The sequence below is a fragment of the Bradyrhizobium sp. CIR48 genome (assembly GCF_014198315.1).
GTDB lineage: Bacteria > Pseudomonadota > Alphaproteobacteria > Rhizobiales > Xanthobacteraceae > Bradyrhizobium.
On record NZ_JACIHG010000015.1, the window covers coordinates 22,273 to 48,188 of the forward strand.

Consider the following 25,916-nt stretch of genomic DNA (forward strand, 5'->3'; position numbering starts at 1 on the left):
AGTTCTCCTATCGCCCCGTATCGCCTTTGCCGGCGAGCACGCGGTCGAGCCCGTAGAAGCGGTCAAGCAGAATGAGAGCGGTCATGGTCACAGCGATCACGCAGGCCGAGACCGACGTCACCAGCGGATCGATGTTGTCCTGGATATAAAGGAACATGCGCACCGGCAACGTCTCGGTACCGGGTGCCGCGAGGAAGACGGTCATGGTCAGATCGTCGAAGGACTGGATGAAGGCGAGCGCCCAGCCGCTGATGACGCCGGGCAGGATCAACGGCAAGGTCACGCGGCGAAACAGCGTCCAGCCGCCGGCGCCGAGCGAGACCGCGGCTATTTCGACCGTGCGGTCCATGCCCGTCGCGGCCGCAAGCGTCAGCCGCAGCGCGAACGGAAACACGATGATGACATGCGCGATGATCAGCGCGGCAAAACTGCCGCCGAGGCCGGCCGAGGTGAAGAAGCGCAGGAAGGCGATGCCGAGCACGACATGCGGGATCATCAGCGGCGAGAGGAACAGCGCGGCCAGCGCATCACGGCCGCGGAAGCGATAGCGCGCGATCGCCAATGCCGCCGGCACCGCGAAGAGCAGCGCGACGAAGGATGACAGCGCGCCGAGGCCAAGGCTGACCCAGAAGGCGTGGATGAATTCGGGATAGTTCGCGATCGTCCTGAACCAGCGCAGCGAGAAGCCGTTGGTCGGCAGTGACAGGAAGCCTTCGGGCGTGAAGGCGACGAGACAGACCACCAGGATCGGCGCCACCATGACGATGACGAAGAAGGTATGGAAGATCAGCGCCAGCGGGCCGTTCCGTCTCATCGGAACACCTCCGCGTAGCGCCGCTCGATCAGCGCGTTGCTGCCGACGACGATCAGCACCAGCGCGACCAGCAGGAGCGTGGCGACCGCCGCACCCAGCGGCCAGTTCAGCGTGTTGAGAAATTCGTCATAGGCGAGCGTCGCCGCGACCTTGAGCCGGCGGCCGCCGATGATCGCGGGCGTCGCAAACGCGCTGGCCGAGAGTGAAAACACGATGATCGCACCCGACAGCACACCCGGCATGATCTGCGGCATGATGATCCGCCGGATAATGGTGGCTGGACCCGCGCCGAGCGACATCGCGGCATTCTCGATCTGCGGATCAAGCCGCTGCAGCGCCGCCCACACCGAGAGCACCATGAACGGCATCATCACATGCGCGAGCGCGATGATCATGCCCGTCTCGGTAAACATGAAGGGAATGGGGGAACGCATCACCCCAAGCGACATCAGGAGCTTGTTGACGAGGCCGTTGTTGCCGCCAAACAGCAGCGCCCAGCCCAGCGTGCGCGCCACCACGGAGATCAAGAGCGGTCCGAGAATGACAAGCAGGAAGAAGCTCTTCCAGCGCCCGCTCATGCGGTTGAGGATGTAGGCTTCGGGCGCCCCGAGCAGCGCGGTGAGCAGCGTGGTCAGGATCGCGATGCGAAAGGTACGCCAGAACATCTCGGCGTAATAGGGATCGGTTGCGATCTCGTGCCAGTTCTTGAGGATGAAGACCGGCTCGATGCCCTTGTACTGGCCCCAATCGTGGAACGACAGCATCACGGTCATCGCCAGCGGAATCAGCAGCACACCGACGAACAGCATCAGGGCGGGCGCCGTCAGCGCCCATGGCGCACGCGGGCTGCGCTCCTCGGCGGCCGCGCTCATGCGCCGGCCCTCGCGCGGACGCTCATGTCTTCGGGTCGCCAGGCGAGGCGAACCGCCTCGCCTTCGGCCGGCTGCGCCTTGCCGTCATTCTGGCGGATCACGATCGCGGGGCCGCATTCGCTGTCGCACTGGAACAGCCAGTGATTGCCCTGGAAGATGCGCGTGACGATCTTTGCGCTGAGGCCGGCATCGCCGAAGCCGATTCTTTCAGGACGGATGCTGACAGTGACGGGGCCGCTGAGGCCCGCCGGGGCCGGCGCGCTCCAGGAGCCCGCCGTCACCCGCGCTGGCGTGGCGGTCCGATCGACCGCCGCGGCAAAATCGTTGGTCTTGCCCAGGAACTGCGAGACGAAAGCCGAGGCCGGCTTCTCATAGGTCTCCTGCGGCGTGCCGATCTGCTCGATCTTGCCCTGGCTCATCACCACGATGCGGTCGGACAGCGACATCGCCTCGTTCTGGTCGTGGGTGACGAGGATGGTGGTGGTGCCGATGGTGCGCTGGATCTGGCGCAGCTCGATCTGCATCTCCTCGCGCAGTTTTGCGTCGAGATTGGACAGCGGCTCGTCGAGCAAGAGCACGCTCGGCTTGATCACCAGCGCGCGGGCGAGTGCCACGCGCTGCTGCTGGCCGCCGGACATGCGGCGGGGATGACGGTCCTCAAAGCCGGCAAGGCCGACCATCGCGAGCGCGGCACGAACGCGCTCGGCTCGTTCAGCGCGCGGCACGTTGCGCATCTCGAGACCGAAGGCGACGTTCTCCGCCGCCGTCATGTGCGGAAACAGCGCGTAGCTCTGGAACACGATACCGAGCCCGCGCTTGGCCGGATGGATCGCGGTCAGGTCCTTGCCCTCGAGGCGGATGGCGCCGCGCGTGGGATCGAGGAAACCCGCGATCATCTGCAACGTCGTGGTCTTGCCGCAGCCGGAAGGGCCGAGGAAGGAGATGAACTCCCCCTTCCTCACGGCGAGACTGAAGTCGTCGACTACAGTCTGCGCCCCGAATTGCTTGGCGACCCGATCGAGCTCGAGATAGGCCATACGCTGTCTCCGCGAACGATCAGATCAACGCTCGACCTCGCGATTCCAGCGCTTGGTCCACTCCTCGCGCTTCTCGTTGATGACGGTCCAGTCCGGATTATAGAGCTTGGCCGCACGCTCGCCGATCGGCGCCATCTTTCCGAGCTCGGGCGGGATCACCAGCGACTTCAGCACCGGGCCGTAGCCGTAATCCTTCAGCATCACGAGCTGGATTTTTGGGTCGAGCAGCATCTTGACGAAGCTTGCTGCCAGCGGCGAGGCGTTGGGCTTGGTGATCGGACAGGCCGTCGTCAGCAGCGTCGCGGCACCTTCCTTCGGGTAGACGAAGTCGACAGGGAAGCCGGTGTTGGCAAAGCTCTGCACGCGGCCGGTGCCCCACACCGCGATCACGGCCTGGCCGGACTGGAACAGCTCGGTCATCTTGCCCGGCGACGGCTCGTAGGCGAGCACGTTCGGATTGATCTGTTCCTTGAAGATCTTGAAGCCGGAATCGACATTGGTCTCGCCGCCGCCGTTCATCTTCGACAGCATCACCAGCGCTTCGAGGCCGTAGGTGTTGTTGATCGGCGGGATCACGAGCTGCTTGGCGTATTTCGTGTCCTTCAGGTCATTCCAGGAGGTCGGCGGCGCCCAGCCTTTCTCCTTGAACACCTTCGTGTTGTACATCAGCCCGGTCGCGACGATGCCGATCGCGACGGCGCGATCGTCCTTGAAGCGCGCGGTGTCGTAGAGATCGGCGGGCAGCCCCTCGAGCTTGCCGCAGAAGCCGAGCTGAATCGCCTGGTACATCGGGCCGTCATCGACGATGGCGACGTCGATCTGCTGGTTGCCCTTCTGCGCCTGGAGTTTTGCCAGCGTGTCGGTGGAGTTGCCGGCGACGTACTCGACCTTGACGCCGTTCTCCTTCTCGAAGGCAGGGATCACCTCATCGCGGATCGTCTTCTCGAACGAGCCGCCATAGCCGGCGACGTAGAGCGTTTTTTGCTGGGCCGAAGCGACTGAGGGGGCGGCAATGAGCGCTGCGATGCTGACCGCGGTCAGAAGGCGAAGAGTCTTCATGTGGACCGATCTCCATACCGGAATGAGGTGACGTGCCGACGAGTCTCGCTGGCTGAAGCCTCTTCCGCATTTCCTTCCGCGCAATCCCGCTCCAAACAGGGCTCCGGCGCCCATTCGGCGGGTTTTGGCGCGATCTGGAGGCTTGAACCCCTCCAATCTGCCGAAAAAGCGGGCTGTCTCCAGTCCTGATGAAAAAGATCGCAACCTATACTTCCATCGTCCAATGAATAATGGCAACCTCTGTATGCCTAAATGTTATGGATGTTCGGAATGGCGCGGATCAATTCGCGGCAGGTGGAGGCCTTCCGCGCGACGATGTTGACCGGCAGCGTCACCGAGGCCGCGAAGCTGATGGTGGTGACGCAGCCGGCTGTCAGCCGGTTGCTGCGCGACTTTCAGGCGCTGTTGAAGATGGAGCTGTTCGAGCGGCGCGGCACCGGCCTCGTGCCGACCGCCGCGGCAATGGCGCTCTACACCGAGGTCGAACGGTCCTTCGTCGGTCTCGAACGCATCACGGCTGCAGCCGAAGAAATCCGGGGACGCCGCACCGGCTCGCTGCGCATCGCCGCGCTGCCGGCGCTGGCGAACGGCTATCTGCCGCGGCTTGCCGGGCATTTCCTGATGGAACGGCCCAACCTCAACCTGGCCTTCTTCGGAGTGATTTCGCCGATCGTGGTCGACTGGGTTTTGAACAATCAATGCGACATCGGCTTTGCCGAGGTGCCGATTGCCCATTCCGGCCTGCCGAGCCTGCGGCTGCCGGCGCTGGCGCGCGTCGCGGTGCTGCCGACCGGACATCGCCTCGCGGAGAAAGAAGTGCTGGAGCCACGCGATTTCGAGGGTGAGACGTTCATCTCGCTGTCGGCGGGATCGTCGAGCCGACACCTCGTCGACCAGGTCTTTCACCGCAGCGACGTCCGCCGCGTGCTGCGGGTGGAGACCACGCTGTCGGAGATCATGTGCGGGATGGTGTCATCCGGGCTCGGGGTCTCGATCTGCGATCCCTTCACCGCGCAGGAATTTGCCACGCGCGGCGTCGTCGTGCGGCGCTTCCTGCCGCGCATCGACTTCGAATTCTCGGCGGTATTTCCCGCACAGCGCAGTCCGTCGCCGGTGGCGCTGGATCTGGTGGAGACCATGCGCAAGGCGCTGATGGAGTTTGAGGATTAGACCGAATGCCTTTGGGGTAGGACGATCTGGCCGCGGACTCGCTGCAACCTCTCCCGCTTGCGGGGGAGGCGTAGGCCGCCTATGGCGGCCGTCTCTTAGGAGACGCCGAGGCGAAGCCTCGGCTTTGGCGAAGCGCCGGGTGGGGGCTCCCTCCTCATCGGGAGTGTCCCCGGTCGGAGAGAGCCCTCTCCCCTGCCCTCTCCCGCAAGCGGGAGAGGGGGCGCACCTTTTTCGTGGCACCAGCGGCGCTCAGCCGTTGAATGCCGCCTGCGCCTCCGGCAGGTCCCAGATCTTGCCGATCGCGGCGCTGCCGGCGGCCGTGATCGCCGCTTCGTCGGCGCCGAGATAGCGGCCGGCATCGATCAGCACGCGGCCATCGACCATCACCTGATCGATATTGGCACTGTTGGCGAGCGCGATCAGCGCGCGGCGCGGATCGAACAGCGGCTGCAGATGCGGATGGGTGAGATCGACCACGGTCAGATCGGCAGTTGCACCCGGCTCGATGCGGCCGAGATCAGGCCGCCTGATGACGTCGGCGGCGACAGTTGTGTTCGCTTCGATCAACTCGGGCGAATTGGCGACATCGGCGCGCTGCGACGTGATCTTGGAGATCAGTGACGCCGCATTGAGCTCGCCGAGCAGATCCATATTGTAGCCGTCGGTGCCGACCACGGTGCGCACGCCATGCTCGGCGAACCGGCTGAAGGCCGCGGTGACGCCGGCGCGCGCGAACACGCGCGGGCAGTTCAGCACGGTCATGCCGCGCGCGGCCATCAGCTTGAGATCGTCGTCGCTGCTGAACATGCAGTGCGCCGCCATCAGGTCGGGCGCGAGCAGGCCGAGCCAGTCCAGATATTCCGCCGGCGTGCGGCCGCCATAGCGCTTGCCGATTGTCTCGACCTCGGCGCGGCTCTGCGCCATGTGCGTCGTGATGGGCACGCCGAGCTCGCGCGCCCGCGTGGCGCAGGCTTTGAGCAGATCGGGACCGCAGGTGTCGGTGGCGTGCGGGCTCATGGCGAGGCCGATGCGGCCGTCGCCGCGCTTGTTCCAGCGCTGGTAGAGTGCATCCCAGGTCGCCATATCGGCGGCGCCGTCATCGCCGGAATAACGCACCACGCCGTCCGGGCCCGCCTTGGCGTCGGACGTCGAGAACAGATAGGGCGCGCCGTAGAAGCGGATGCCCATCTCCTCGGCGGCGTCGAACATCTCCGGAATCGAATTCCGGAACGGCTCCATCACCGTGGTAGCACCGCCCTTGAGCAGCTGGAGGATGCCGAGCCGCGCCACCGCCATACGTTCTTCTGCCGACAGGATATCGGCGCCACGCTTGGTCAGCGGCAACAGCACCGTGTAGACGATGCTCTGGTTGTTCTTGCGGCCGTTGCCGTCCTCGGTGTGGCTGCGCGCTACCGCCTCGCTGAAACAGTGATTGTGCAGGTTGAGGAGGCCCGGCAGCACGAAGCGGCCCGGGCGGTCGTAGACCTCATCCGCACGCGGCTTGTCGCGCGTGACCGCGGCGATCTTCTTGCCTTCGACCAGGACCCAATGGTCGCGCAGCACATCCTGCGCGCCGTCTTTCCGTGACAGCACATAGCTGCCGAAGATTGCTGTGGTGCTCATGCGGGGCGTACGTTCCAGAACACGGCGGTGCCGTCGAGAATGCCGGTGATGGCTTTGCGATAGGCGGTCGGCTGCTTGTACAGGCCGATCGGGATGTAGGGAATCTCCTCGAACGCCACCGCCTGGACCTGACGGCAGATACGCTGCTGCTCGGCGAGTTCGGACGCCGCCAGCCACTGGCTGCGCAAGGGCCCCATCCTCTCGCTCGCATACCAGCCGGCGACCTTGCCTTCGCCGCGGATGTTGGTGTTGCCGGCCGGGTTGAGCCAGTCGATGCCCTGCCAATTGCCGACCGCCGCACTCCAGCCGCCCTGCCCGATCGGATCCTTCTTGAGCTGGCGCTGCAACACGACGGCGAAGTCGAGCCCGGCATATTCGACGTTCATGCCGGCCTTGCGCAAGCTATCGACCGCGATCTCGCCGAGCGGCTTCTGCGCCAGCGAATTGGTGGGCACGAGCACCACGATCTTCTCGCCATTGTAGCCGGCCGCCTTCAGGTCGGCCTTCACTTTGGCGTAGTCGCGCGGACCGCGGAACACATCGAGCCCGACCTCGCTCGCCATCGGGGTACCAGGCGCGAAGTAGCCGATCGGCGAGACCTGGAAGGCGGGATCGACGCCGGCCACTGCCGTCATGAACGCGGACTGGTCGATCGCACCCAGCAGTGCGCGGCGGATGGCGGGATTGTCGAACGGCGGCTGCAGGTGATTGAGGCGCAGCATGCAGGCGTAACCTCTGGGATCGAGGATGCGCGTCTCGATGTCACCGGCGGCCTTGATCACCGGCAACAGATCGTGCGGCGTGGTCTCCTGCCAGTCCTGCTCGCCGGTCTGCAGCGCGGCAACGCCGGTGCCGGCATCGGGCGTGGTGGTCCAGACCACGCGATCATAGTGCACGATCTTCGGACCCGCGGTCCAATCCGGCTTGCCGTCGGTTCGCGGCTGATAGCGCTCGAACCTGGCATAGGCGTTGCGCGCACCCTGCACGCGCTCGTCGGCGAGGTAGCGGAACGGGCCGCTGCCGATCACCTCGGTCAGCGGCTTGAACGGATCCTGGCTCGCCAGCCGCTCCGGCATCATGAAGCAGGCATTGATTGCGGCCTTGCCGAGCGCCTGCGGCAGCAGCGGGAACGGACGCTTGAGACGGAAGCGAATGATGCGGTCGTCGGCGGCGGACAGCTCGTCAGTCGCCTCCATCAGCTCACCGCCAAAGCCGTCGCGCGCAGCCCAGCGGCGGATGCTCGCCACGCAGTCGCGCGCGAGCACGCGTTCGCCATCGTGCCAGAACAGGCCGTCGCGCAAGCTGAGGTCCCATTGCAGCCCATCACCGGAGATGATGTGGCCCGACAGCATCTGCGGCGAAACCTGGAGCGAGGCGCTCATGCCATAGAGCGTGTCGTAGACCATGAAGCCATGGTTCCGTGACACCTGCGCAGTCGAGTAGATGGGATCGACGAAGGCGAGATCGATCACGGGGATGAAGCGCAGCGTGGATTGGGATTCGGCGCGAACGATACCCGGCAGCGACAGCGCCGGCATGGCTGCAGCTGCCCTAAGGAGCGAGCGGCGAGAGAGAGACATTACGAGAGGCTCCTGAGTGCGGTGACATGCAGCCGCGGCCGCGGTGTGCTCCCTCTCCCGCTTGCGGGGGAGGGCTGGGGTGGGGGTGTCTCCGCAGGCGATGACCCCGAGAGGAAAGAGCCCCCACCCGCCGCGCTTCGCGCGTTGACCTCCCCCGCAAGCGGGAGAGGTTGCAGCGAGCGCGTAGCCTGAGCTGTGTCAGAAAAACGGGGCTTCATCATTTGTGCTTCACGTGTTCAACAAGACCGCACCGATCGCAGCGGCGACCGCTTGCTGCGCCGGCTCGACCACTGGCACGCCAATCGCCTCCGCAATTGCCACGCGGTGCGAGGCCATGCCGGCGCAGCCCATCACCACGACATCGGCGCGGCATTGCGTGACCAGCGCGCGGCCGGCGTCGATCAACCGTCCCCGGATATCTGCAGCTGCGGTCTCGGCCGCGCTCGCGCCGACCGACCAGCTTCCGGCATAGCGGCCGTCGACGCCCGTCACCCGCACCATCCGTTGCTGGCGCCGGATGCTCGACGGCGACAGCGCGATGATGCCAAAACGTTCACCCAGCATCAGCGCGCGAAAGATGCCGCATTCGGCGATGCCCATCACGGGACGACCGCCGGCCGCCTCGCGCACCGCATGCAGGCCGGGATCGCTGAAGCAGGCGAGCACGAAGGCATCGGCATCCTCGCGCGCGACGCGATTCACCAGCGGCATGACGACGCTGTCGGCATCGCGCTGCGAGCTGATGCCCGGCGGCCCCTCGGCGAGGCCGACCACTTCGATCTCAGGCCCGCCGGCGATCCGCAGCGGCGCGACCGCCTCGTCGATCGCCGCCGTTACCGAGGTCGAGGAGTTCGGGTTGATGACGAGGATACGGGTCATGGCGCTCCCTAGCGGTCACCGGCCTCGTGGCGCAAAAAATTCTCCGCGATCTTCTCGCCGGTGGTGATCCAGACGTCCGGGCACGACTTTGCGTAAGTCAGAAATTCGCGCAGCAGCCGCAGCCGCATCGGGCGGCCGCTGCACTGCGGATGCAGCACCGTCGTCACCATCGCGCCCCAGTCGCGGACCTCATCCAGCTCGTCCTTCCAGATCGAGAGCACATGTTCCTTGGGGAAGATCGAGCGCGGGCTGAAGCGGGCGGAGAGGCCGTGCATCCAATCGTCATAGCTCGCGGTGACCGGCAGCTCGATCGTGCCGGGCTTGCCGTCGGCGAGACGATGGCGATAGGGCCTGACGTCGTCGCGGAACGAGGAGGTGTAGACGATGCCGTGGCGCACCAGCGCGACGCGCAGCTCCTCGGTGAACTCGCCATAGGGCGCGCGATAGCCGGTTGGCTTGACGCCGAGCCGGCGCTTGAGCGCCTCGAAACCGCGCTCCAGCTCCTCCTCGATCCAGGGATCGCCGGGATCGGGCAGGAGATGATGATAGCCGTGATGTCCGATCTCGTGACCGGCCTTGAGGATGGACTCGGCCATCGCGGGATGCGCATCGACCGACCATCCCGTGACGAAGAAGGTGGCCTTGAGATCGAGCTGGTCGAGCAGCTCCAGGAGCTTGGGCGTGCCGACGCGGGCCTCATAGCCGCCATAGCTCATGGTGATGAGCCGCTGGGCGTGCACTGCGTCCTTGCTGGTCCACGCGCTCTCGGCGTCCACGTCGAACGACAGGAACATCGCGGAGGTGTACGGCTTCGGCCACGGATAGTCCGGCGCGGGATCTGCGGTGTTGGCCGGGACGAGCGGGATGCTCTGGAGTGCCTTACTGTCCAGCATTGATGGTCGCCTTCTCTAATCCGTTGTCGGTGAGTTTCCACTTGGCAAGCAGGGTCTTGTAGGTGCCATCCGCGATCAGCGAATCGACCGCCTCCAGCATCGCCTGCTGCAACGCCTTTTCCTTGACCGGCAGCGCGATGCCGGTGAATTGCTGTGCGATGGGCTCGCCCACCGTTGCATAAGTGCCGGGCTCGAGATCCATGATGTAGGGCAGCGTCTCGTTGCCCTGGGCCGCGGCATCGATGCGGCCTTGCCTCAGTTGGGTGCGGGCGTCGGCCGAGCCGTCGGTGCCGACGAACTGAATCGGACTGCTGCCGCAATTCTTTTCGCTCCACGCCGCGATCTGCGCCGGGAACATGGTGCGGCGACTGGCGCCGACCTTCTTGCCGCAGAGTGATGCGGCGTCCTTGAACTCCGCCTTGCGCGACTGCTGCACGAAGAACTGCGGACCGCTGCGCAGATAATCGACGAAGGACGCGATCTCGTGCCGGCTGGCATAATCGGTGAAGCCGGACAGGATGGCGTCCACGCGCCCGGTCGAGATCGACGGCATGAACTCGGCGAAGCTGGTCTCGGTCCATTCGATCTTGACGCCGAGCTTGCGGCCGATGGCTTCGCCGAGATCGATGTCGAAGCCGGACAGCGCGTTGGTCGCGGGATCGCGGAACTCCATCGGCGGATAGTTCGGCACCAGCGCCACCTTGATGCTGCCCCGCTTGGCGATCTCCGCGGGCAGATCGATCGCCATCGCGGGCACACTGATGGCGCCGAGGAACGCTGCCGCAACCAAAAATCTTTTCATCAACACGCTCCCGTTCAGATCACAGCCGAAAGAAATGCCCTGGTGCGCTCCTCGCGCGGGGCGCCCAACACGTCCGATGCGCGGCCCTGTTCGACGATCGCGCCCTGGTCCATGTAGACGACGCGGTCGGCGACCTCGCGCGCGAAGCCGAGCTCGTGCGTCACCACCATCATGGTCATGCCGCTCCGCGCCAGCTCCTTCATGACGGCGAGCACCTCGCCGACGAGCTCTGGATCGAGCGCGCTGGTCGGTTCATCAAAGAGCATCAGCATCGGCTTCATCGCCAGCGCGCGGGCAATGGCGACGCGCTGCTGCTGGCCGCCCGAAAGCTGGGCGGGATACCAGTCCGCCTTCGCGGACAATCCGACGCGGCGGAGCAGCTCGAGCGCTTCAGTGCGCACCTCATCTAGCTTGCGGCCCTGCACCTGGAGCGGGCCTTCGGTGATGTTCTCCAGCGCCGTCTTGTGCGGAAACAAATTGAAGCGCTGGAACACCATGCCGGTCTTCAGCCGCTGCCGGCCGATCTCACGTTCGCTGAGCCGATGCAGCCGCCCGCTTTGCTGGCGTACCCCGAGCAGCTCGCCGTCGAGCCAGATGCCGCCAGCATCGATCGTGGCCAGCTGGTTGATGCAGCGGAGCAGCGTGGTCTTGCCCGAGCCGGAGGCGCCGATCAGGCACATCACCTCGCCGGGCCAGACGTCGAGCGAGACGCTTTTGAGAGCCTGGAATTCGCCAAAATTCTTGGCGACGGAGCGGATCGCGACGAGAGGCTTTGTCATCGCGCGAGCCGCAATGTGCCGCGCGCAAAACGGCGTTCGAGCAGCATCTGGAGCGGGGTCAGGATCGAGACCACGAGCAGGTACCAGAGCCCGGCGACAATCAAGAGCTCGATCACGCGGGAATTGGCGTAGTAGATGTTTTCGGCGTTGTGCAGCAATTCCGGATACTGGATGACGCTCGCGAGCGAGGTCGCCTTCACCATGCCGATGAACTCGTTGCCGAGCGGCGGGATCACGACGCGCATCGCCTGTGGCAGGACGATCCGGCGCAGCGCGCGCAACCGTCCCATGCCGATCGCCTGCGCCGCTTCATACTGCCCGATGTCGACCGACAACATTCCCGCGCGCATCACCTCGGAGGTGTAGGCGCCCTGGTTGATGCCGAGCCCGAGCAGCGCGGCAAGGAAGGGCGTCATGACGTCGACGGCGCGCGCGCTCCACAGGCCGGGAATGCCGATGGTTGGAAACACCAGCGCGAGGTTGAACCACAGCAAGAGTTGCAGGATCAGCGGCGTGCCGCGGAACAGCCAGGTGTAGCCGGCGGCGACCGTCTTCAGCACCGGATTGGGCGACAGCCGCATGATCGCGACGACGATGCCGAGCACGATGCCGAGCGCCATCGCCAGCACCGCCATCACCATGGTGTTGACGATGCCTTCGAGGATGACTTTTGCGGTCAGGAAGCGGCTGACATAGGACCATTCGATCTGCCCGTTCGCAAACGCGCGCGCAATGGCCGCGAGCACGAGAATGATCAGCGCGGCGCTGAGCCAGCGAAACCAGTGCGGCTCGCGCGCGATCCTCATCCCCGACAGATCGGGGAAACCTTCCGCGAGTGCCGGCGCCGGCTTCATTGCGGCGCCGCGTTGAGCATGGGCTGGGCGACAGCGTTCGCACCCAAGCCCCATTTGTCGAGAACAGCCTTGTAGGCACCGTCGGCGATCATGGCGGCGAGCTTCTCCGTCACGACTTCGCGCAAGGCAGCATCGTCCTTGCGGAACATGATGCCTTGGTAACCTTTGGCGAAGGGCTCGCCGACGACGCGGTATTTTCCGGACTCCTGCGTTTGCGCGTAAGGCAGCGTCTCGCTGCCCTGCACGGCGGCGTCGATGCGGCCTTGCTTGAGCTGGTTGCGGACGTCGATCGAGTTCTCGCCGGGGACATACTGGATGGCAGGTTTGCCGGCCGGCTCGCAATTCTGCTTGCTCCACTTCTCGATCTCGACCGGGAAGCTGGTGCTCCGGGTGGTGCCGACCTTCTTGCCGCAGAGATCGGTCGCGTCCTTGGCCGCATTGTCCGCCATTACGAAGAACTGCGGGCCGGTGGCGAGGTAATCGACGAAATCGGCGGTCTCGCGCCGCGAGGCGCGGTCCGAGATGCCGGAGATGATGAAATCTGCGCGCTTGGTCTGAAGCGAGGGGATCAGCTCGGCGAACGGCGTCTCGCTCCAGACGATCTTGAGGCCGCCGAGCCGCTTGGCGAGCTCGTTCGCCAGATCGATGTCGAGCCCGACGAGCTCATTGGTCGCGGGATCGCGATATTCCATCGGCGCGTAGGTGGAGTTGACCGTGAGCTTCAGCGTGCCCGCCTGCTTGATCTCCGCCGGAAGCTCGGCCGCCTGTGCCGACGTCGCGGCAGCCAGGGCTGCAAGGGCGAGGAAATGCGAAAGGCGTGTCATGTCAGCTCCTTTGGCTGGCGCCGCGACCGGCCGCTTGAAATCAATCCGCGTCGAGAACGGCCGGCTCGATGACGCCGGCACGTTCAGTGATCACCCTGTATTGCTCCGGCCGCCGGTGGGCGGCGAAGTTGAACATCTTGTCCTTGCCCTGGCGGCAGAGATCGAGATCGATGTCGGCGACAATCACTTCATCGGCGAGCGTCTGCGCCTGCGCGACGATACGCCCATTGGGATCGACGATGCAGGAGCCGCCGATCAGTCCGGAGCCGTCCTCCTCGCCCGCCTTCGCGACCGAGATTGCCCAGGTCGCGTTCATGTAGGCGTTGGCCTGCGTCACCAATGTCGAGTGGAAGGTGCGCAGGGCGCCGTCTTCGGTGGTGCCGCCATTGGGATCGTAGGCCGCCGAATTGTAGCCGATGCAGACGAGCTCGACGCCCTGCAGACCGAGCACGCGCCAGGATTCCGGCCAGCGCCGATCGTTGCAGATCATCATGCCCATGATGGCGTGGGCCCAGGCCGAGCCGGCGCGGAAGGCGGGAAAGCCGAGATCGCCATATTCGAAATAACGTTTCTCGAGCTGCTGGTAGCGTGCGCCCGGCCGCGGCTCCACCGAACCCGGCAGGTGAACCTTGCGATAGCGGCCCAAAATCTCGCCGTCGCGATCGACCAGGATCGCGCAATTGTAGCGGCGGCCGTCCGCGGTCTGCTCGGCATAACCGACGTAGAAGCCGACGCGCAGTGCCCGCGCACGATCGAACAGTTTTGCCACCGCAGGATTCGGCATTCCGCGCTCGAAATAACGGTCGAGCGCCTCACCCTCGAGCAGCCAGCGCGGGAAGAAGGTGGTGAAGGCAAGCTCGGGGAACACCACGAGGCTGGCGCCGCGGCCGGCCGCCTCCTCCAGCAATGCAAGCATTCGCGACAGCGTATGCTCGCGCGTATCGGCTTTTTGCGTCGGCCCCATTTGAGCGGCGGCGGCGCGAAGGACACGAACCAAGTTTGCCTCCAATCTGTGCGCAGTGCTGCCTCAATGGGCGAATGAACCCTTTGATGCGACGTGCAAATCCGCTGCCATTACGGGCGAGCGGGGCTGCAAAATCAATTCGTTCTGCTATGATGTTTTGGCCCTGAGTATAATCGGCAGTGATATGAACCTGCGTCAGCTCGAAATCCTGCGCGCCGTCATCCGCCATCGCACCACGGTCGCCGCCGCGGACGAGCTGGCGCTGTCGCAACCCGCAGTCAGTAATGCGCTGAAGACGATGGAGGCGCAGGCGGGCTTCGCCTTGTTCGAGCGCGTCAACAACCGGCTGTTTCCGACCGCGGAAGCGATGGCGCTGTACAAGGAGAGCGAGGCGATCTTCGCGCTGCACGCGAAACTCGAGAACCGCGTGCGCGATCTGCGCGAGAACCGCTCCGGGCATCTTGCCATCGTGGCGACGCCGCCGCTCGCCTACAGCATCATTCCCTCCGCGCTGTCGGGATTCCTGCGACGACGCCCGGAAACGCGCGTGTTCTTCGACGTGCGCCGCTACGAGGGCATCATCGAGGGCGTGCTCAGCCGCGTCGCCGAGCTCGGCTTCGCGCTCGGGCTGACGCATCATCCCGGCATCGCGCATGAGGTGGTGCATACCGGCGAGATGGTATGCGTATTGCCGCCGCAGCACCCGCTCGCCGACAGACCCGTGATCTCGGCTTCGGATCTGTCCGGCCTGCCTTTCATCGGGCTCGAACGCGGCACGCGGCTGGGTGAAGCCGTGCGCGACAGTTTTGCCCGCGCCGGCGCGCCGTTTCGGCCGACCGTCGAGGTGCGCTACTGCAACACGGCCTGCGTGCTGGCTGCCGCCGGCGTCGGCGCCGCCGTGGTCGATCCCTACTCGCCGCGGCAGAACGGCGGCAGCGGCCTCGTCGTCCGCCCGTTCACGCCGACGACGCACGCGGTCGCCTATATGCTATGGTCGGAGGCCGAGCCCCTGTCGCGCCTCGCCAAGGCCTTTCTCAACGAGGTCCGCAAGGAAAGCGCACTGCTGGAGCGTACAGCGTCACACCAGCAATATCGGGCAGAAAGCGACTGAGCTTCGCAACCTTCCGGGGGCACATGGCACGCATCACCATCATCGAGACCGGACAGGTCCCGCAAAAATATCGGGAGCAGCACGGCTCGTTCCCGGACATGTTCGAACGCATGGTCCGCACCGAGGACCCGACGGCTACGGTGGACGTCGTCAGCATCCCGAATGGCGACGCGCTTCCCGATCCGGGCAAGCTTGAGGCCGTGCTGATCACCGGCGCGGCGGCCGGCGTCTATGACGGGCTCGACTGGATCGCGCCGCTGGAGGATTTCGTCCGTACCGCTTACGCCAACAAGACGCCGATGGTCGGCATCTGCTTCGGCCATCAGCTGATCGCGCAGGCGCTCGGCGGCACCGTGCGCAAATCCGAGAAGGGCTGGGGCATCGGCCGGCACGTCTATCAGGTGCTGCCGGAGAACGGCGTCGTCGAGGGCGAAGCCGTCGCTATCGCCGCCTCGCACCAGGACCAGGTGATCGAGCCGCCGAACGATGCGCTGACGATCCTGTCGTCCGATTTCACCCCGCATGCCGGCCTGCTCTACGCCAACGGCACCACGCTGACCGTGCAGCCGCATCCGGAGTTCGACGTGGCGTTCGCGCAAGTGTGCTGCGATCTCCGCGACGGCAAGGCGCCGGACGACGTGGTGGCGACGGCAAGAGCATCGCTGGCCGAGCCGATGGACAATGCGAAGCTCGGTGGGGCGATCACGCGGTTTCTGGCAAGGCGCAAGTAGTTCGCAATCGTCGCCACGTAGATTCTTCCCTTCTCCCCTTGTGGGAGAAGGTGGCGCGAAGCGCCGGATGAGGGGTATCTCTCCACAAGCAAGATGTTCACGAGCGGAGAGATACCCCTCACCCGTCTCGCCGCTGCGCGGCGAGCCACCCTCTCCCACAAGGGGAGAGGGTGAAGCAGCACCGGCTTCGATAAACTCAGTGCGGTAGGGTGGGCAAAGCGAAGCGTGCCCACGTCCTGCCTGTTTGGCGAGACGACGTGGGCACGGCGCAAGTGCGCCTTTGCCCACCCTACGATTCCGGACTCGCTGAGAAAGACCCCTCACCGTATCGCCGCCATGCGGCGAGCCACCGTCTCCCATAGGGGAGAGGGTGCAGCGCGCCCGCCGCGCTATCTCGCGAACATCAAAACGGATCCGTTCCCAATCCCGGCACATCCGCGGGCCGCGGCCCGGGCGCGGTCCAGTGAAACCGGCGATCCTTCTCCGCAATCGCGATATCATTGATCGACGCCTCGCGCCGCTTCATCAAGCCGTGCTCGTCGAACTCCCACTGCTCGTTGCCGTAAGAGCGATACCACTGTCCGCCCGCGTCGTGCCATTCGTACTGGAAGCGCACGGCAATGCGGTTCTCGTCGAAGGCCCAGAGGTCCTTGATCAGGCGGTAGTCCTGCTCCTTCTCCCATTTGCGGGTGAGGAAGGCGACGATGGCCTCGCGGCCCTGAAAGACCTCAGAGCGATTGCGCCAGCGGCTGTCCTCGGTATAGGCGAGCGAGACGCGCACCGGGTCGCGTGAATTCCAGGCGTCCTCGGCCATGCGCGCCTTTTGCGCGGCGGTCTCACGGGTGAAGGGCGGAAGCGGCGGGCGCGACATGATGGCCTCATCGGTTGGTCGGGGCCGCAATCTATCGCCCCAACTGGTGGAGTCGATAGGCCATCACAAATCGGGCGATCACTTATCGGGCGATCACGAAATCAGATCGGCCTTCATCAACGCGCGGATCGATTTCGGGATCGGCTGCGCGCGGCCGCCGCTGATGAAGGCGACGCGCACCTCGGCTTTCACCAGAACCTCCTCGCCGCGCCGCACTTCCTGCGCCAGCATGATCGAGGCGCCCTTCACCGCGACCGGCCAGGTCACGACGTCGAGCACGTCGTCCATCCGCGCGGGTTTCAGGAAATCCAGATGCATCGAGCGCACCACGAAGGCGAAGCCGGCCCCTTCCGCCTCCACCTGATCGAACAGCGCCTGCTGCTCGGCGCCCATCAGCCGGAGGTGATTGGTGCGGCCACGCTCCATGTAGCGCAGATAATTGGCGTGATAGACGATGCCGGAGAAGTCCGTGTCCTCGTAATAGACGCGGACCTGCATGTGGTGGCGGCCGTCGCGGATCTCGCCGTCGAGATGAGCTGTCACGTCGCGAGCCTCTTCGCTTGTCGCTATAGGTCCGTTTTGCGCAAAAACAGCCAGACGCGCAAGCGTTGCTAGGACACAGCGAGCCCTGTCCTTCCCAGCGTCACCTCGACGATCTCGGGCGGCACACCGACACGGACCGGCATGATGCTGCAACCGAGGCCGCCGGAGACAATGAGGTCGCATTTCAGCCGGAAGTGGCCATAAGCGAGGCGCAGGCCGTTCTTGGGCGAAACCGCCGGCGACCAGCCGAGCAGACGAACCTGGCCGCCATGGGTATGGCCGGACAGTTGCAGCGCGACGCGCCCGGGTACGAGCGGCGCGATGTTGGGCTCGTGCGCGAGCAGGATGACCGGCGCATCGTCGGTGACCTTCGCCAGCGTGCCCGCAAGATCATCGACGCCAAGCCGGTGCGCGCGGCCGAAGCGCTTCGAAGGATAATAGGCCAGCTGATCGCCGAGCCCGGCAAGCCAGAACGGGCGGCCGTCTTTGGAAAGACGCACGACGTCGTTCTCGTAGACGGGAATGCCGGCCGCCTCCAGCGCCCGATGCGCGATGGTCGGCCCATGCCCCGCCCGCTGCACGGTCAAGTCGTCCCAATAATCGTGATTGCCCATGACGGCATGGACGCCGAGCGGCGCCTTGAGCCCAGCCAGTACCCTCGCCCATTCGCGCGACGGGATGAGGCGCGTGACATGGTGAAGGCCGGCGACATAGTCGCCGAGCAGCACGATGATATCAGGCTTCAACGCATTGGTGCGGTCGACGATGCCCTCGATCCGCTCCAGCGACATCCAGGGATCGCAGGCGTGGATGTCGGCGATGGCCGCGATCTTCAACGGAAAATCCGCCGGCCATTGCCGCGGCTTCGGATGATAGCGGGTGACGCGAAGCCGCAGCACCGGCTCGACGCCGACGCCGTAGGCGGCGGTCGAGATGCCGAGGGCGGACAGACCGCCGATGGAACGCATGAAATGACGGCGCGTGATCATGGAAGCCCGATCGAGATGCGCCTTGTTGATGCGGTCCGATTGGAGCGGAATTGGGGTGCGTTCGTGCAGACCGTCTGCACGAGATTACCAGAAATTCATGATAGAAAGAGCGCGCTGCATTGGCGCAGCTCAGTCGTCGCTCTCGTCCGTGCCGAACAGGCCGAATTGTGTCGCCGCATCGCGCGAGGGCTCGGCGATGCCGAGATGACGGAAGGCGTGCGAGGTGAGCAGACGGCCGCGCGGGGTGCGCTGGAGATAGCCGCACTGGATCAGATAGGGCTCGATGATGTCCTCGATCGCATCGCGCGGCTCGGACAACGCGGCGGCCATGGTCTCAACGCCAACCGGGCCTCCGCCATAGTTCATCGCGATGGTCGTGAGGTAGCGACGGTCCATCGCGTCGAGGCCCGCGGCATCGACCTCGAGCGCGCTCAGGGCGTGGTCGGCGATCTTGCGGTCGATCTTGTCGGCATCGGCTGCCGATGCGAAATCGCGCACGCGGCGGAGCAGGCGGCCGGCAATGCGCGGCGTGCCGCGGGCACGGCGCGCGATCTCGTTGGCGCCGTCGGCGCTCATGCCGACATTGAGCACGCGCGCGCCGCGGCTGACGATGCTTTCGAGCTCCTCGATCGTGTAGAAATTGAGCCGCACCGGAATGCCGAAACGATCGCGCAAGGGATTGGTGAGCAGGCCGGCACGCGTGGTGGCGCCGACGAGGGTGAATTTCGACAGCTCGATCTTCACCGAGCGCGCCGCCGGGCCCTCGCCGATGATGAGGTCGAGCTGAAAGTCCTCCATCGCGGGATAGAGCACTTCTTCAACTGCAGGGCTGAGACGATGAATTTCGTCGATGAAGAGCACGTCGCGCTCTTCGAGATTGGTGAGGAGAGCTGCGAGATCGCCGGCCTTGGCGATCACCGGCCCTGACGTCGCGCGAAAGCCGACGCCCAGCTCCTTGGCCACGATCTGCGCCAGCGTGGTCTTGCCGAGGCCGGGGGGACCTACGAACAGCACGTGATCCAGCGCCTCGCCGCGCTTGCGCGCCGCCTCGATGAAGATCGAGAGGTTCTTGCGCGCCTGCTGCTGGCCGACGAAATCGGACAGCGACTGCGGGCGCAGCGCGGTGTCGCCGACATCGTCGCTGCGGCGCTCGGGCGAGACCATGCGGGAGGCCTTGGGATCGCTCACTTCGCCAGTTCCTTCAGGCCGAGGCGAATGAGCTGCGCCGTCTCGGCGCCTTCACCCGCGCTGCGCGAGGCCGACGCAATCGCGGCGGCTGCCTGCGGCTGGCCGTAGCCGAGATTGACCAGCGCGGAGATCGCATCGGCGACGGGCCGCGGCGCCCGCTGGTCGTCGACAGCGCCGGCAAGATGCACCACAGCCGGATCGACATTGGCGAAAGCCGGCGCCTTGTCCTTCAATTCGGTGACGATGCGTTCGGCGACCTTGGGACCAACGCCGGGCGTGCGCGCCACCGCGGCCTTGTCGCGGAGCGCAATGGCATTGGCGAGATCGGCCGGCGCCAGCGTGCCGAGCACGGCGAGCGCGACCTTGGCGCCGACGCCCTGCACGGTCTGGAGCAGGCGAAACCATTCGCGCTCCTGGTCAGTGCGGAAGCCGAACAGTTTGATCTGGTCCTCGCGGACATAGGTCTCGATCGACAGCACGGCGGCTTCGCCCGGCTTGGGCAGATGCTGCAACGTGCGCGTCGAGCAGTGCACCTGATAGCCGACGCCGCCGACGTCGAGGAGCACAAAATCCTCGCCATAGGAATCGATCAGGCCCTTGAGCTTGCCGATCATAGCCCCGCCACCTTCAACCTGAGCGCGGTGCTCTGGCGGTGATGGGCGTGGGTGATGGCGATGGCGAGCGCGTCGGCGGCGTCGGCGGACGGCGGCTCGGCCTTGGGCAGCAATATCTTCAGCATCATCGCGATCTGTTGCTTGTCGGCATGGCCGGCGCCGACCACGGTCTTCTTGACCTGGTTCGGCGCGTATTCGGCGACCGAGATGCCGAACATTGCGGGCGCCAGCATGGCGACGCCGCGGGCCTGGCCGAGCTTCAGCGTCGCAACGCCGTCCTTGTTGACGAAGGTCTGCTCGACCGCGGCTTCCATCGGCTGATGGTTCGAGAGCACGGCCGCGAGCCCTTCATGGATCGCGAGCAGCCGGCGCGCCAGCGGCAAATCGTCCGGCGGTTCCACCGAACCGCAGGCGACGTAGATGAGGCGATTGCCCTCAGCCTCGATCACGCCCCAGCCGGTGCGGCGCAGGCCGGGGTCGATGCCGATGATGCGAACGGGGCCACGAATCGGGAGCGCAGTCATGGGCCAGTGATAGCGGCTGGCTGCCGTGGGGGAAACAGAAACAGAACGGAAGTAACAGGGGAAGTGGGGGCGTTAGTGAGCCGCACCGCCCACCACAGACTCCGGGCGTCATACCCCGCGAAGGCGGGTCAGTACGCCGCGGCTTCTCCGTATTCCCATTGCTGTCTCTGGGATACTGGGTTGCCCGGTCAAGCCGGGCGATGACAGCGGAATGCGGAGCTGGTGATCACCCACCCATCTTCGCCATCAGCGCGTCCGAGACCTCGAAATTGGCGTAGACGTGCTGGACATCGTCGTGCTCGTTGAGCAGGTCCATCAGCTTGAGCAGCTTCTCGCCGGTCTCGTCGTCGACCGCGACCGTGTTTTGCGGCTTCCAGATCAGCGCGGCCTTGCGCGGCTCGCCGAACTTGGCTTCCAGCGCCTTGGCGACGTCGCGATAGCCTTCGGTCGAGGCGTAGATCTCGTGACCGGCTTCGCCGGAGACGACGTCGTCGGCGCCGGCCTCGATCGCGGCATCGAGCACGGCGTCGTCGGAGGCGACGCTGCGGTCGTATTCGATGATTCCGGTGCGATCGAACATGAAGGACACCGAGCCGGTTTCGCCGAGATTGCCGCCCGATTTGGTGAAGAAGGAGCGGATGTCGGAGGCGGCGCGGTTACGGTTGTCGGTCAGCGCCTCGACGATGACGGCAACGCCGCCGGGGCCATAACCCTCGTAGCGGATCTCGTCATAGTTCTCGCCGTCGCTGCCGAGCGCCTTCTTGATGGCGCGCTCGATATTGTCCTTCGGCATGTTCTCCTGCCGCGCGGCGATCACGGCGGCGCGCAGGCGGGGGTTCATGTTGGGGTCGGGCGTGCCCAGCTTGGCCGCGACGGTGATTTCCCGCGCCAGCTTGCCGAACAGCTTCGACTTCTGGGCATCCTGCCGCCCCTTGCGGTGCATGATGTTCTTGAATTGGGAATGTCCGGCCATGCGTGGTCTCTCGGGGATCTCTTGGAATCGTACGCCAATGAGGGTGGGAAACGCGGCCTTATAGGCCGCCAACCCACCGGAATGAAAGGGTCTCGGATACTTTAAGGTAACACCGTACAGGCCCCTGGCCAGAGGTGAGGCATCGTTAACCCTGACTTCATTCCAGCCTGCGAAAATAACCTCCGAGCGTCCCCCGACAAGAGAGACCTGATGGCATTCGGACTATTTCGGAAGCGTCTGCCGGATATGGCCGCGCCCGTGGCAGCCGCAGAGGCCGCACCGCCGGTGGCCCAGTCCGAGCCCGCCCCGGCCGAAGGTGATTCGGCCCGGGAAATCCTGGAATTGCTGGAACTCGAGCTCGGCGCGATGATCCGCCAGCTCGAGCGCGCCGCCAATTCGGTGGCGGGCGGCGCCGAAGCGACCGCATCGACGCTTGCCGCCATCCGCGACCGCACCGACGCCCTGACCGGCCGCACGAATGCCGCGCAGTCGACCGCCTCCACCTTCGCTCATGCCGCCGACAAGTTCACCCAGTCCGCGCTGGGGATCGGGGCGCAGGTTCGCGAGGCCGGCAAGCTCGCCGACGAGGCCAGCGCCGCGGCGCAGGAAGCCCGCGCCAATGTCGATCGCTTGCGCGAATCCTCCGCCGCCATCGGCAATGTCGTCAATCTGATCGCACAGATCGCGCGGCAGACGACGTTGCTCGCGCTCAACTCGACGATCGAGGCCGCACGCGCGGGCGCTGCGGGAAAAGGCTTTGCGGTCGTCGCAACCGAGGTCAAGGCCCTCGCGGTGCAGACGCAAGGGGCGACGGAAGAGATTACGAAGAAGATCGACGCGCTGCAGCGCGACGCCGCCGGCTCCGCGGACGCCGTGCACCGCATTTCGCAGGCGATCGAGGCGATCCGCCCGGTCTTCGAGACCGTCAACGGCGCGGTCGCCGAACAGAACGCCACCACCAGCGAAGTTTCCGGCAACGCCGCGAGCGCCTCGGAGTTCATCGTCTCGGTCGGCGAGAGCGCAGCCGAGATCGATGCCGCGACCAAGGCGGCCGAGAGCCATGGCGAGAACGTCGCCAGTGCCGGCAAAGCCGTCACCACCTTCGCACAGAAGCTGAAATCGCGCTGCGCCGTGCTGCTCCGCCAGAGCGAGCACGACGACCGCCGCAAGACCGAACGGCTGCCCTGCCATCTGAAGCTCGAAACCGCGCGCGGCGTGATGCCGGTCTATGAAATCTCGATGGAGGGCGTGCTGATCGGTGGCGCGGATGCGGGCCGGCTTGCACCGCAAGCGATGATCGAAGGCACCCTCGAAGCCGTCGGCGCCTGCCGCCTGCGCGTGATCGAGCAATCCAAGGCCGGGGCCCGCGCGCAATTCGTCGGTCCCAATGCCGAGCTCAGCGAAAAGATCGAGGACAGGCTCTGGGCGATCCACGAAGAGAACACGGAGTTCGTCACCCGCGCCATGGAAGCGGGCAACGCGCTGACCAAGATCTTCGAGCAGGCCCTTGCCCGCGGCGAAGTGGGGATCGACGATCTCTTCGACACCGACTACGCCGAAATCGCCGGAACCAATCCGCAGCAATACCGCACGAAATATCTCGACTGGGCCGACCGCGCGCTGCCGCCGTTCCAGGAGGTCTTTCTGGCCAAGGACCAGCGCATGGCGTTCTGCGCCATGGTCGACCGCAACGGCTTCCTGCCGGTGCACAACAAGATCTACTCGCACTCGCAGCGACCGGGCGACGTCGCCTGGAACACAGCCAATAGTCGCAACCGCAGGATATTCAACGATCCGGCGGGGTTGGCGGCCGCACGCAACCTGCGCTCGTACCTGGTGCAGAGCTATGCGCGCGACATGGGCAACGGGAATACGGTGATGATGCGCGAGATCGACGTTCCGATCCGCGTGCAGGGCCGGCACTGGGGTGGATTCCGCACGGCCTACAAGCTCTAGGGCCTGGTCCGAAAAAATGTCCCGCAGTTTTTCGAGCGGAATCGAGAAACAGGGCGCGAATTGCGCCTGAGTGCACGCTCAGGCAAGACGCCGGCCGCGAATCATCCTTTTAAGCTGAACTGGATTGGGAATGCCGCCGTGAGCCGGGTTGCGGCTCTGACTGGAGGACTCATCGAATATGTCCGTCGTACAACTTGCAGTCATGGACACCGGCTCCAATCGCACGCTGGCCGAGCGGCTGATCGATCAGCTTGCCGATCGCATTGGCGGCCTCGGCGTGGAACTCGCCGATATCGCCGGCAACGTCCAGGAAGTCGCAAACCGCGTCGCCAACCAGTCGGAACGGTTCCACCATCTTCAGAAGACCGCCGAGACGATGGTCTCGGCCAACCACGATATCGCCAACGCCTCGCAGGCCGTGCAAACCACCACGTCCGCGGCGGTCGGTGAGATCGCGCAATCACGCAGCGCCGTCGACACCGCGGTCAGCCACATCTCCGAGCTCGTCGCAGCGGTGGAGCGCATCGAGGCGCGCCTCAGTGCCGTCGGCTCGGCGCTGGCGCAGGTCGCGAAAGTCTCCGGCTCGATCGAGGCGATCGCGAAGCAGACCAATCTGCTGGCGCTGAACGCAACCATCGAAGCCGCCCGCGCCGGCAACGCCGGCCGCGGCTTTGCCGTGGTCGCAAGCGAGGTGAAGAACCTCGCGGAAGCCACCCGCCAGGCCACACACCAGATCTCCGACACCGTGCGCGATCTCGACGGCCAGATCGAAGGCCTAATCGGCGAGAGCAGCGACGCTTCGCAGCGCGCGAAGACCGCAGGCGAAGGCGCCCAGCAGATCTCCGGCATCATCTCGCGGGTCCAGCAGGGCTTCGCCTCCGTGGAGGCGGAGATCGGCAGCGTCACGCGCGCGGCGACCTCCAATCTCGGACATTGCGACACCGTCATCAGCGAGCTGAACGAACTCGCCAAGGGCGTCGACCTCTCCTCGCGCGATCTCAAGAGCGCCGATCAGCGCGTGACCAAGCTGCTCGACACCTCCGAAGGCCTGATCGCGCTGATCGCCGACAGCGGCGTGGAGACATCCGACGCACCGCTGATCCGGGTCGTCGTCGAGACCGCGAAGCGGATCTCGACCGAATTCGAGGCCGCGATCGATCGCGGCGACATCACGCTCGACCAGCTCATGGACGAGACGTATCGCGAAATTCCCGGCACCGATCCAAAGCAGTACCTCACCAACTACGTCGACTTCACCGACCGCGTGCTGCCGGCGATCCAGGATCCGATCCAGAAATCCGATCCCCGCATCGTGTTCTGCGTCGCCTGGGCCAAGGGCGGCTATCTGCCGACCCACAACCCCAACTACCGCCTGCCGCAGGGCAAGGACTCGGTCTGGAACAACGCCAATTGCCGCAACCGCCGCCTGTTCACCGATCGCGCAGTGAAGAAGGTCGCGGCGAACACCAAGCCGTTCTTGCTCCAGACCTATCGCCGTGACATGGGCGGCGGACAGTTCGTGCTGATGAAGGACCTGTCCTCGCCGATCGTGATCCGCGGCAAGCACTGGGGCGCCTTCCGGATGGGTTTCCGGCAGAGCTGACGGCCGGCGCGACGGCACGCGCCGTCGTCCCCGAAATATAAAAACTCGAAAACAACCCCATGCACAGTAGCCGGGGCGTGCGAAATCAATGGCTTACAGTCGGCTGAAATTGAGCTGGCTGGTTGCCATGGAAAAGGTGCGCTCCCTCTCCCGCTTGCGGGGGAGGGCTGGGGTGGGGGTGTCTCCACAACGAACACTCCCAATGTGGAGAAAGCCCTCCCCCGGCGCTTCGCGCCGACCTCTCCCGCAAGCGGGAGAGGTTAAGCGAGCCCGCGGCTCGACCGATTCAACAAACAGTCATTCTGCTCCACACGCCTGATGACGCCGACGCTCCGTCGGGCAAAACAGGAGAATAATGTCGTCATCGCGCAACTCTCCGGCCGCCAGCCGTTGCGATTGATCCCGTGCGCGCCGCCGCACGGCTCTCCCAATCACCCGACTTTCCCAATCGCACGACTTTCGTCATCGCATGATTTTGCACATCCGCACGACAATCTGCGGCGATCGACGACGCGCGCGCCGAAAATGCGTCAAAACATGACGATTATCATATCAATTAGCCCCAAACGCTGGCAGCGAGCGCTGCACAAATTCGTGAACGTCATGGGCTGACGCGTCAGCAGCGCAAATATGCATTGCCGGAGATTGCGACGCTTCATCGTT

26 protein-coding genes are annotated in these 25,916 nt (G+C 65.3%); 6 read left to right on the plus strand and 20 right to left on the minus strand.

Annotated features, from left to right (window positions below; translation table 11 throughout):
* Nucleotides 1-7 precede the first annotated feature (7 nt).
* Genes GGD66_RS35310 through GGD66_RS35325 form a run of 4 tightly spaced genes read right to left on the minus strand, consistent with a single transcriptional unit; the run spans nt 8 to nt 3,782 of the window.
* Complete coding sequence (locus GGD66_RS35310; RefSeq protein ID WP_091956396.1) at nt 8-814, minus strand: ABC transporter permease; 807 nt, start codon at nt 812-814, stop codon at nt 8-10.
* The gene (locus GGD66_RS35315) at nt 811-1,686 is read right to left on the minus strand and encodes an ABC transporter permease (protein WP_183261297.1); all 876 of its coding nucleotides are present in this window, start codon (nt 1,684-1,686) and stop codon (nt 811-813) included. Before GGD66_RS35315 ends, GGD66_RS35310 begins: the two co-directional genes overlap by 4 nt.
* Entirely contained in the window at nt 1,683-2,723 is a 1,041-nt protein-coding gene (locus GGD66_RS35320; protein WP_183261299.1) for an ABC transporter ATP-binding protein, read from the minus strand. The genes GGD66_RS35315 and GGD66_RS35320 overlap by 4 nt, the downstream gene beginning before the upstream one ends.
* A gap of 24 nt (nt 2,724-2,747) precedes the next feature.
* Nucleotides 2,748-3,782, minus strand: coding sequence for an ABC transporter substrate-binding protein (locus GGD66_RS35325; RefSeq protein ID WP_018317726.1), 1,035 nt, complete (start codon nt 3,780-3,782; stop codon nt 2,748-2,750).
* 270 nt (nt 3,783-4,052) lie between these two features.
* Here GGD66_RS35325 and GGD66_RS35330 point away from each other — a divergent pair, with 270 nt between their 5' ends.
* Entirely contained in the window at nt 4,053-4,952 is a 900-nt protein-coding gene (locus GGD66_RS35330; RefSeq protein ID WP_183261302.1) for a LysR substrate-binding domain-containing protein, read from the plus strand.
* 249 nt (nt 4,953-5,201) lie between these two features.
* Here GGD66_RS35330 and GGD66_RS35335 read toward each other — a convergent pair whose 3' ends face one another.
* The 9 genes from GGD66_RS35335 to GGD66_RS35375 form a co-directional block, all read right to left on the minus strand.
* Nucleotides 5,202-6,575, minus strand: a complete 1,374-nt coding sequence (locus tag GGD66_RS35335) for an amidohydrolase family protein (RefSeq protein ID WP_183261304.1) — start codon at nt 6,573-6,575, stop codon at nt 5,202-5,204.
* Entirely contained in the window at nt 6,572-8,155 is a 1,584-nt protein-coding gene (locus GGD66_RS35340) for an ABC transporter substrate-binding protein (protein WP_183261307.1), read from the minus strand. The genes GGD66_RS35335 and GGD66_RS35340 overlap by 4 nt, the downstream gene beginning before the upstream one ends.
* A gap of 228 nt (nt 8,156-8,383) precedes the next feature.
* Entirely contained in the window at nt 8,384-9,034 is a 651-nt protein-coding gene (locus GGD66_RS35345) for an aspartate/glutamate racemase family protein (RefSeq protein ID WP_183261309.1), read from the minus strand.
* 8 nt (nt 9,035-9,042) lie between these two features.
* Nucleotides 9,043-9,927 (minus strand): polysaccharide deacetylase, encoded by an 885-nt coding sequence (locus GGD66_RS35350; protein WP_183261311.1) that lies wholly within the window; start codon nt 9,925-9,927, stop codon nt 9,043-9,045.
* Entirely contained in the window at nt 9,914-10,729 is an 816-nt protein-coding gene (locus GGD66_RS35355) for an ABC transporter substrate-binding protein (protein WP_183261313.1), read from the minus strand. The genes GGD66_RS35350 and GGD66_RS35355 overlap by 14 nt, the downstream gene beginning before the upstream one ends.
* 14 nt (nt 10,730-10,743) lie before the next feature.
* Complete coding sequence (locus GGD66_RS35360) at nt 10,744-11,508, minus strand: amino acid ABC transporter ATP-binding protein (RefSeq protein WP_183261315.1); 765 nt, start codon at nt 11,506-11,508, stop codon at nt 10,744-10,746.
* Entirely contained in the window at nt 11,505-12,362 is an 858-nt protein-coding gene (locus GGD66_RS35365; protein ID WP_177237041.1) for an amino acid ABC transporter permease, read from the minus strand. Before GGD66_RS35365 ends, GGD66_RS35360 begins: the two co-directional genes overlap by 4 nt.
* Entirely contained in the window at nt 12,359-13,186 is an 828-nt protein-coding gene (locus GGD66_RS35370; protein ID WP_183261318.1) for an ABC transporter substrate-binding protein, read from the minus strand. The genes GGD66_RS35365 and GGD66_RS35370 overlap by 4 nt, the downstream gene beginning before the upstream one ends.
* A 40-nt stretch (nt 13,187-13,226) precedes the next feature.
* The gene (locus tag GGD66_RS35375; protein ID WP_080670082.1) at nt 13,227-14,183 is read right to left on the minus strand and encodes an N-carbamoyl-D-amino-acid hydrolase; all 957 of its coding nucleotides are present in this window, start codon (nt 14,181-14,183) and stop codon (nt 13,227-13,229) included.
* A gap of 151 nt (nt 14,184-14,334) precedes the next feature.
* Between GGD66_RS35375 and GGD66_RS35380 the strand changes: the two genes are divergently transcribed.
* Both GGD66_RS35380 and GGD66_RS35385 read left to right on the plus strand, forming a co-directional pair.
* Nucleotides 14,335-15,261 (plus strand): LysR family transcriptional regulator, encoded by a 927-nt coding sequence (locus GGD66_RS35380; RefSeq protein WP_183261320.1) that lies wholly within the window; start codon nt 14,335-14,337, stop codon nt 15,259-15,261.
* 23 nt (nt 15,262-15,284) lie between these two features.
* The gene (locus tag GGD66_RS35385) at nt 15,285-15,992 is read left to right on the plus strand and encodes a type 1 glutamine amidotransferase (RefSeq protein ID WP_183261322.1); all 708 of its coding nucleotides are present in this window, start codon (nt 15,285-15,287) and stop codon (nt 15,990-15,992) included.
* A gap of 403 nt (nt 15,993-16,395) precedes the next feature.
* On the opposite strand, the gene GGD66_RS35390 is transcribed toward GGD66_RS35385, so the two are convergent.
* The 7 genes from GGD66_RS35390 to GGD66_RS35420 all read right to left on the minus strand — a co-directional run bounded on the left by GGD66_RS35390 (nt 16,396) and on the right by GGD66_RS35420 (nt 21,694).
* Entirely contained in the window at nt 16,396-16,863 is a 468-nt protein-coding gene (locus GGD66_RS35390; RefSeq protein WP_018317713.1) for a nuclear transport factor 2 family protein, read from the minus strand.
* Nucleotides 16,864-16,956: 93 nt separating this feature from the next.
* Nucleotides 16,957-17,406: a tol-pal system-associated acyl-CoA thioesterase gene (ybgC, locus tag GGD66_RS35395; protein WP_183261324.1), complete on the minus strand. Its 450-nt coding sequence runs from the start codon at nt 17,404-17,406 to the stop codon at nt 16,957-16,959.
* 68 nt (nt 17,407-17,474) lie between these two features.
* Nucleotides 17,475-18,395, minus strand: a complete 921-nt coding sequence (locus GGD66_RS35400; protein WP_183261325.1) for a metallophosphoesterase — start codon at nt 18,393-18,395, stop codon at nt 17,475-17,477.
* Between the two features lie 129 nt (nt 18,396-18,524).
* Complete coding sequence (ruvB, locus tag GGD66_RS35405; RefSeq protein WP_183236390.1) at nt 18,525-19,559, minus strand: Holliday junction branch migration DNA helicase RuvB; 1,035 nt, start codon at nt 19,557-19,559, stop codon at nt 18,525-18,527.
* Between the two features lie 20 nt (nt 19,560-19,579).
* Nucleotides 19,580-20,197, minus strand: coding sequence for a Holliday junction branch migration protein RuvA (gene ruvA, locus GGD66_RS35410; RefSeq protein WP_183261327.1), 618 nt, complete (start codon nt 20,195-20,197; stop codon nt 19,580-19,582).
* Nucleotides 20,194-20,721: a crossover junction endodeoxyribonuclease RuvC gene (ruvC, locus tag GGD66_RS35415; RefSeq protein WP_092254529.1), complete on the minus strand. Its 528-nt coding sequence runs from the start codon at nt 20,719-20,721 to the stop codon at nt 20,194-20,196. The genes ruvA and ruvC overlap by 4 nt, the downstream gene beginning before the upstream one ends.
* Before the next feature lie 226 nt (nt 20,722-20,947).
* The gene (locus GGD66_RS35420; RefSeq protein ID WP_179738160.1) at nt 20,948-21,694 is read right to left on the minus strand and encodes a YebC/PmpR family DNA-binding transcriptional regulator; all 747 of its coding nucleotides are present in this window, start codon (nt 21,692-21,694) and stop codon (nt 20,948-20,950) included.
* A gap of 210 nt (nt 21,695-21,904) precedes the next feature.
* Between GGD66_RS35420 and GGD66_RS35425 the strand changes: the two genes are divergently transcribed.
* The 3 genes from GGD66_RS35425 (at nt 21,905) to GGD66_RS35435 (ending at nt 25,865) form a co-directional block, all read left to right on the plus strand.
* A complete protein-coding gene (locus GGD66_RS35425; protein ID WP_183261329.1) occupies nt 21,905-23,650 on the plus strand; it encodes a methyl-accepting chemotaxis protein in 1,746 nt (581 codons plus the stop codon).
* Nucleotides 23,651-23,828: 178 nt separating this feature from the next.
* A complete protein-coding gene (locus tag GGD66_RS35430; RefSeq protein WP_183236146.1) occupies nt 23,829-25,253 on the plus strand; it encodes a methyl-accepting chemotaxis protein in 1,425 nt (474 codons plus the stop codon).
* A 318-nt stretch (nt 25,254-25,571) separates the two neighbouring features.
* Complete coding sequence (locus tag GGD66_RS35435) at nt 25,572-25,865, plus strand: hypothetical protein (protein ID WP_183261331.1); 294 nt, start codon at nt 25,572-25,574, stop codon at nt 25,863-25,865.
* Nucleotides 25,866-25,916: the final 51 nt, after the last annotated feature.